Origin of the sequence: Stenotrophomonas sp. HMWF023, from assembly GCF_003060985.1 — a bacterium.
GTDB lineage: Bacteria > Pseudomonadota > Gammaproteobacteria > Xanthomonadales > Xanthomonadaceae > Stenotrophomonas > Stenotrophomonas lactitubi.
On sequence record NZ_QAIJ01000274.1, the window covers coordinates 1 to 7,581 of the forward strand.

At 65.5% G+C, this 7,581-nt stretch carries 6 protein-coding genes; 4 read left to right on the forward strand and 2 right to left on the reverse strand.

Annotated elements, in window-relative coordinates:
• From DBR20_RS15605 to DBR20_RS15620, 4 genes are all read left to right on the forward strand, one after another.
• Positions 1-2,874 (forward strand): glycosyltransferase (locus DBR20_RS15605; RefSeq protein WP_108266801.1); only part of this gene is annotated, 2,874 nt, incomplete at its 5' end.
• Positions 2,875-2,933: 59 nt separating this feature from the next.
• Positions 2,934-4,673, forward strand: coding sequence for a hypothetical protein (locus DBR20_RS15610; RefSeq protein ID WP_108266802.1), 1,740 nt, complete (start codon positions 2,934-2,936; stop codon positions 4,671-4,673).
• A 2-nt stretch (positions 4,674-4,675) separates the two neighbouring features.
• Entirely contained in the window at positions 4,676-5,152 is a 477-nt protein-coding gene (locus DBR20_RS15615; protein ID WP_108266803.1) for a GtrA family protein, read from the forward strand.
• Positions 5,149-5,988: a glycosyltransferase family A protein gene (locus tag DBR20_RS15620; RefSeq protein WP_108266804.1), complete on the forward strand. Its 840-nt coding sequence runs from the start codon at positions 5,149-5,151 to the stop codon at positions 5,986-5,988. Before DBR20_RS15615 ends, DBR20_RS15620 begins: the two co-directional genes overlap by 4 nt.
• Positions 5,989-6,006: 18 nt before the next feature.
• Here DBR20_RS15620 and DBR20_RS15625 read toward each other — a convergent pair whose 3' ends face one another.
• Positions 6,007-6,972, reverse strand: coding sequence for a glycosyltransferase family 2 protein (locus DBR20_RS15625; protein WP_108266805.1), 966 nt, complete (start codon positions 6,970-6,972; stop codon positions 6,007-6,009).
• A partial coding sequence (locus DBR20_RS15630) for an NAD-dependent epimerase/dehydratase family protein (RefSeq protein ID WP_219927821.1) occupies positions 6,962-7,581 on the reverse strand: 620 nt, incomplete at its 5' end. The genes DBR20_RS15625 and DBR20_RS15630, both read right to left, overlap by 11 nt.

A 7,581-nucleotide genomic window follows, 5' to 3' on the forward strand; every position in this document is an offset into this window, starting at 1 on the left:
ATCACCGGGCTGGAAGCCGGACCGGTGCAGCCTGCCTACCAGGCGCTGACCGATACCGGCGAGGGTGTCCAGGAGCGTGCTGCGGTAATTCCCGATGCCGTCTATTTCGTTGTGGTGGCAGCGGCCGATACGTCGCTGCTGCCGCAGCTGGCTGCGTCGGTGCTGTATACCGAAGCGGAGGACCTGTACGCACATCACCACGAAGTCGCGCGTTGGGCCCAGGCCCAGGATGCCGAGATCGGCTCGCTGCGAGGCCACGTGGTGCGCGAGCAGGGGGTGGTGGCAGAGCTGCATCGACAGCTTGAGCAGGCTGGTCTGGCCGCCGCCGAGCAGCTGCAGCTGCAGGAACGAGAGCAGCGCGCCGCAGTCGCACGTCTGCAGCAGCAGTTGGACCAGGAGAGGGCGCGGGCTGCACACCTGGAGTCGGCGATGGCCGAAGTCTGGGAGGTCCGCAGCCAGCTGCAGGCACAGATGACCGCTGTGTCCGGTCTTACCAGCGCGGCGCGTGCCGAACTGCGGCAACGCCATGAGCAGATCGATCAGCTCCTCCACCGGTCGGGTGTCGACCTGACGGGGCGGCACTCGATGGACGAGGGCGATGGCAGCGACGTGTCGGCCCTGCTGTCGTCCTATCGCGAAGAGCTGCAGTCGTTGCAGGATCTGACAGGCTCCCTGATCGGTTCGCGCTCCTGGCGCATCACCAAGCCACTGCGTTTTGCCGGTCGCGTGCTGCGCGGCGAGTGGCGTGTGGTGCTGCAGTCGCTGCGCGCATCCGGGCTGGCGCGGCATCCGCTGCTCAAGCCGATGGTACCGATGGCAAAGCGGATGTTGCTGAGGCAGGACGAATCCAGCCCGGCACCGCTGGACGGGCTGTTGCTGGAGGAAGTACGGAACGACCCGCAGGCCATCCTCGAGCACGTGCGCTTTGCCGATGTGGCTGATCCGGTGGTCAGCATCGTCATCCCGACCTATGGCAATTTCGAGCAGAGCCTTGCCTGCGTGGCATCCATTGCCCGGGCTGGTGCACGCGTGCCATTCGAAGTACTGGTTCTGGAGGATGCCTCCGGCGATACGCGGATCGCCGGGCTGGCGGCGATCCCGGGTCTGCGCTATCACGCCAATCCGAAGAATCTGGGTTTCCTGCGCTCCTGCAACCAGGCATTGACCCTGGCCAAGGGCCGCTACGTATATCTTCTCAACAATGACACCGAGGTCCGGCCGGGTTGGCTGGATGCCCTGGTCGAGGTGTTCCAGTCGCATCCGGATGCCGGCCTGGTCGGCTCCAAGCTGGTTTACCCCGATGGCCGGTTGCAGGAAGCAGGCGGCATCGTGTGGGCCGATGGCAGTGCTTGGAACTTCGGACGCCTGGAGGATCCCTCACGCCCGGCCTACAGCTATCTCAAGGAAGCCGATTACGTATCCGGCGCATCGATCATGCTGCCATTGGACCTGTTCCGCGAACTTGGCGGATTCGATGAGCATTTCGCGCCGGCGTACTATGAAGACACCGACATCGCCTTCCGCGTGCGTGCACGCGGCCTGAAGGTGTACATGCAGCCGGAATCGGTGGTCGTGCATTACGAGGGCGTCTCCAGCGGCACCGACGAGAGCAGTGGTGTAAAGGCGTGGCAGGCGGTCAACCGCGACAAGTTCCTTGAACGTTGGGGCCCGACCCTGCAGGAAGCGCAGTTCCCCAATGCCGAGAGCGTTTTTCTCGCCCGCGACCGTTCGCGCACCAAGCGCCACGTGCTCGTGGTCGATCATTACATTCCCCAGCCGGACCGCGATGCGGGATCACGCGCGACCTGCCAGGTGTTGCAGACGTTGGTGCAGGAAGGATGCCAGGTCACCTTCTGGCCGGCCAACGCCTACTACGATGCCGAGTACGCGCTGCCGCTGCAGCGATCGGGCATCGAGGTGATGCATGGTGCCGAGTGCGTGGGCGTGGCCGGATTCGATGCCTGGATGGCGGCCAACGGCCACTATCTGGATGTGGTGATCCTCAACCGTCCCCACATTTCCGTTGAGCTGGTGGCCAGTGTCCGCCGGCACAGCAAGGCCACCCTGGTGTACTACGGCCACGACATCCATCACCTGCGCATGCAGCAGCAGCTGCAGGTGAAACCTGACGATGAACTGGAGCGGGAAACCCAGCGCTACCGCCGTTTCGAACATGAACTCTGGCAGCAGGCCGACGTCGTGCTCTATCCGTCGGATGATGAGACACGCCACGTGCGTCAGTGGTTGGCCGAACAGGCACCGGCTGCGACCAGTCGCGCTGCCACCATCCCGTTGTATGCCTTCGAACAATCGGAGGTGCTGCCAACGCCGCAGGGGCGGCAGGACATCCTGCTGGTGGCGGGCTTTGCGCATGCGCCCAACGTCGATGCGGCGCTGTGGTTCGTCAACGAAGTGCTGCCGTTGGTCGAGCGCGAGATTCCCGGCGTGCGGGTGAGCCTGGTCGGTTCCAACCCACGTCCGGAGGTACAGGCCCTCGCCTCGGAACGGATCGAGGTCACCGGCTATGTCAGCGACGCGCGCCTGGAAACGTTCTATGCCCGTGCGCGCGTTGCCGTCGCGCCCCTGCGATTCGGCGGCGGCGTGAAAGGCAAGGTGCTCGAGGCGCTGCGCCACGGTGTTCCCTGCGTAACCACCTCGGTGGGCATGCAGGGCCTGAGCAGTGCCAACGCCTTCATGCCGGTGGCGGACGAACCACCGGCAATGGCTGCGCATATTGTCTCGCTGCTGCGCGATGACGCGCTCTGGCAGCGTGTCTCGACGGCGGAGCGGGCATTCATCGACCAGGAATATTCGCGTGAGGCGTTGTGGCGGGTGTTGTCGTCATCAATGCAGCGCGATGAGCGGGCAGCATGAGGCAGCCGATGAGGGGGAGCGCGGCACAACGCCCGCATACCGGCGCAGGCACCACCGGTATGCAGGGTCGTCCTTGGCATGGCGTCGTTCTGGTGCTGGCCGTGGTGGCGGTGTTCGCGGTCATTCACCAGGTCATCCTCAACCGCGCGCACCCTGATGCGCTGTACATGGATTCGCTGCGCCTGCTGTTCCAGCTCGACCAATGGCAGGCGGGCCAGCTGTCCACGTTCGAGTTCTGGGGCGGATCTTCGCATCGCGGGTTCGTGAACCAGTTGTTCCTGTGGGCGAATGTCAGCCTCTTCGATCTTGATGTCCTGCTTGCCAATCGCTTGACCGGCGCGGTGATCTCGGCTGTCGCGGCGTGCCTGTGCATTTCCTGGATGGCTGACATGCGACACCAGCCCGGCGCAAAGCGCCCGTGGCTGAATGTGGTGGTGGTGGTAACCGTGGCGGCCCTGTGCTTCAGCTGGGCCGGCTATGAGTTGTTGACCCTCGATCTGGGCCTGCCGCTGTGGACGAAAAACCTGGCCTTCGTGGCGTTCTTCTGTGGCCATGCCCACCTGCTGTCAGGGCGTTCGCGCTGTCCGGCGGTGTGGGTGGTGGCCCTGGTGCTTGCCGCGCCGCTGATCGTGCTGGTGTGCGGCATGGGCTGGAACTACGCCTTCGTCGGCGCCGTACTGGTCGTGCAGGTGCTCTCGTTCCTGCCGCGCTGGCGGGCCGAGGGGCGCTGGACCGGCATTCTGCCGAGCGTGGCGGTCGGGCTGTCGATGGTCGTGTATCTGCTCAGCGGATCGGTCACCGACGCGTCCACACGCAACGGTCTCAATGTCGATGCGGACCTGCCGGTGCTGTTGCTGTACTCGGTGGGCTCCACCATGGGGTACCCCGAAGCGGTGCTGATGGGCGGGAAGCTGCCGTTGGCGACCATCGCGGTGCTCGGGGGCATCCTGCTGCTGGTCGGCGTGATCGCGGCTGTTGCCTGGCTGCGCCGCGGCGCGCCCGGGTCGCGGTTGCCACTGCTGCTGGCCCTCTATGGTGTCCTGATCGCCGCTTCGCTGACACTGGCGCGCGGTGCTGAAGGTCCGTTCGCGGTGATGGCGTCGCGCTACTACATGGACCTGGTGCTCGGACTGGTAGGCGTGATCTGGCTGGTCGCACGCGAGCTGCAGGCGGCGCCGCGCGGGGCGCAGGGGTGGAACGTGCTGGTGGGCGGCCTGCTGTCGGCGGTGCTGCTGACCCAGCTGCTCACCTATGTCCACGAGTGGAAAGCCAGCCCTTTCCGCGAGGGCATCTTCGCGTCCATGAACAAGGCATTGTTGCGGGCCGTGCCCGACGACGAATCCGCCAACCTGCTGCAGGCACAGTTGGACTACGCCCGCAAAGGCGCCAACGTCATGCGTGAGCGCCATCTGGCGCTGTACGCCGACAGCACTGCGAGTGATTGTTCCACGCGCGGGATCGAGTACACGCAGGGCTGGCATGCGGCGGAAGGCGCCGTGCGCTGGAGTGGCGCGCACGCGTCGCTCGCGCTTCCGCCCTGTGGCTGCGCCTATTTCGCCGAGCTGTACGTGCCGCCGGGGCAATCCGAGCGTCATGTGCGCATCAGCACCGCCGCGGGCAACGAGGATGTGCTGACCGTGCAGCCCGGCCAGGCGGCGCGCGCGCGCGTAGGCAATGAGCATGCCGAGTTGGCGGTCAGTCCGGTGAGCATTCCCAGCCGGGACCAGCCCGGCAGCAGCGACACCCGTGAACTGGGTGTGCTGCTTACCGGTTTCTCGGTCAGCTGCGAGGTGCCGTGAGCATGGCCATGAAGGACGACAACGACCCGCTGCCGCGCTCCGGCCCTCCTGGCCCGCTGCAGCGCCTGATCAAGGACCAGCGCGTGCTGTTCCTGCTGGTCGGTGGCGCCAACACCGCCTTCAGCACGGCATTGTTCGCCGGCCTGGTGCTGCTGCTGGGGCCCAAGGTGCCCTCGGTGGTCAGCCTGGGCATCGCCTGGGTCGTCTCGCTGGTGCTGGTGTTCTTCGTCTACCGGCGGCTGGTGTTCCGGGTCAGCGGCAATGGCTGGCGTGATTTCCTGCGCTTCACCAGCGTCAATGTCGGCAGCCTGCTGTTGAACATGGGGGCACTGGCGCTGCTGGCCGATGTGCTGGGCCTTCCGGCCATTCCGACCCAGATCGCCATCACCGTGCTGGTGGTGATCTTCAACTACGTCGGCCACAAGCATTTCTCGTTCCGGCGACGACCGGAACCACCTACCGCGGAGAAGAAGGAATGAACCCACGTGTCTCGGTCGTCGTGCCGGCCTACAGGAACGTCGAGTATCTTGCGCAGACGCTCGATTCGATCCTCGCGCAGGACTACGACGATTTCGAGCTGGTCGTGGCTGATCATTCCTCCAACGACGGTACCGATGCATTGCTGGCCCGCTATGCCGATCATCCCAGGGTCCGCGTACTCAGCCCGACACCCACCGGCGGCGGTGCCAAGGCCAACTGGGACCGGGTCAGCATGGCGGCCCGCGGCGAGCTGCTGAAGCTGGTCTGTGGCGATGACCTGATCGCACCCAATGCCCTCAGCCGCCAGGTTGCCGCGCTGGATGCACATCCCTCGGCGGTGCTGGTCGCCAGCAAGCGCGATCTCGTGGATGCACAGGGCAAGGTAATCATCGCGGCGCGTGGCCTGGGTGCGCTGAAGGGGCTCGTAAGCGGGCGCGATGCGGTACGGGCATCGGTGCTTGCCGGCACCAACCTGTTCGGTGAGCCGGGCTGCGTGATGTTCCGGCGCGAGCTGCTGGTCCAGGCGGGCGGCTGGGACAATTCCCACCCCTACCTCATCGACCAGGCCAGCTATTCGGCGATCATGCTGCAGGGCGACATGGTGGCGCTGCGCGAGAGCCTGGCCAGTTTCCGCATCAATGCAGGGCAGTGGAGCGTGAGGCTGATGAACGACCAGGCACAGCAGGCCATCGATTTCCACAACGCGCTGGCGGCGGCGGATCCGCAGTTGCTGTCGCCGATGACTTTGCGCCTGGGCAACCTCAAGGCCCGCCTGATGGCGCAGGCGCGACGCCTGACCTACCTGTGGCTGGGACGTCGGATGGGCGCGGCCTGAGGCCGCAACCCACGGGGCTCAGGGACGATCGTCTTCTTCCCGGCCTTCCACGTTGGTGGTACGTCCAATGATGTACTGCGGGCGGTTGTTGATGTTCAGCAGCACACGGCCGGTGTATTCACCGATCACGCCGAGCGCCAGCAACTGCAGGCCGCCCATGAACAGGATGGTGATGATCAGTGATGGCCAGCCCACCGCCATCTGCGGGCTGTGCAGTTTCTGCCAGAGCACCACCACGGCCAGCAGGAATGCCACGCACGAGGCCAACACCCCGGCCAGCGAGACAAAACGCAGCGGCACGATGGAGAAGCTGGTGGCCATCTGCAGCCAGAGTGAAATCGATTTGCTCAGACTGTATCCGGAGCGGCCATCGCTGCGTGCGTGGTGCTGGCCGGTAATGGTGGCGATGCGCTTGGGGCTGGTGCTCTGCACCAGCAGTCCGTCGAGATAGACGAAGGGCCCCTGGTAGCGCCGGGCTTCTTCACCCAGTTCACGCACGAAACCGCGGAAAGGCGACAGATACAGGCCCTCGGGCTTCTTCAGCAGGCGCGCGGCCACCATGTCGTTGAAGCGGCTGCCGGCGCGCTTCCACAGCGCATGCTTGCGGCCTTCGAACTGCACGTAACACAGGTCGGCGCCATCGCGCAGCGTCTGCAGGATGCGCGGGACGTCGGCCGGGTCGTGCTGAAGATCATCGTCCATCGTGACGATGTAGCGGCCCCGCGCGAAGCCGAGGCCGGCCATGATCGCATTGTGCTGGCCGGCATTGCGGCGCAGGTCCACGCCAACCAGCCACGGCCGCGTGTGGGCCTCGCTGCGGATGACCTCCCAGGCGTTGTCCGGGCCGGAATCGTGCACCAGTACGACCTCGAAGCCATCTGCGCCCAGTGCCGGCACCAGCACTTCCTCCAGGCGGCGCACGAGGCTGGGCAGGATCGAGGCGCTGCCATAGACGGGGATGACGATGGAGAGTTCAGGTTTCATGGCGGGGGCCGTAGTACTTCTGGATCACACGGAGTGGATAGTCTGGCCCAAAATCCAATCCGATGTCGCGGGCGATCTGCTCTGACAGGGTGCTGTCGATGGCCATTGCCTCCCCCCGGTCCACCAGCACGCGGCGTGCCTGGCGGCCCAGCACCTGTTCGAACAGGTCGACGATACGGGGCATCGGCAGTGACCACGGCGAGGCGATTGCAACCACGGGCGGCGGTGCGTCGCCCTCGAGAATGCGGGTGGCGATGGCGGCGACATCGTCGATGTCGATCAGGTTGCGTTGCGCGCCCGCCCACAGCGTCAACTGACGTTCCTGCAGGATGCAGTCGCGCAGGAAATTGGTGAGAGTGTTCGGGTTGCGCGTGCGGCCGACGACCTGTGGCAGGCGCAGCACGGTACCGCGTCCAGAGCCGATCACCAGGGCTTCCATGGCACGCTTGTGCTGGAAATAGGCAGAGTGCTCCTTGGCGTTGACCACGTTGCAGCTGCCGAAATAGACCAGCCGCTGCCGGCCATCGGCCAGATGCTCCGTCAACATGGCGCGCTCGCGCGCGAACGCCATTGCGTCCGTTTCGTTCGAATTGGAGACGCCCGAAGCGA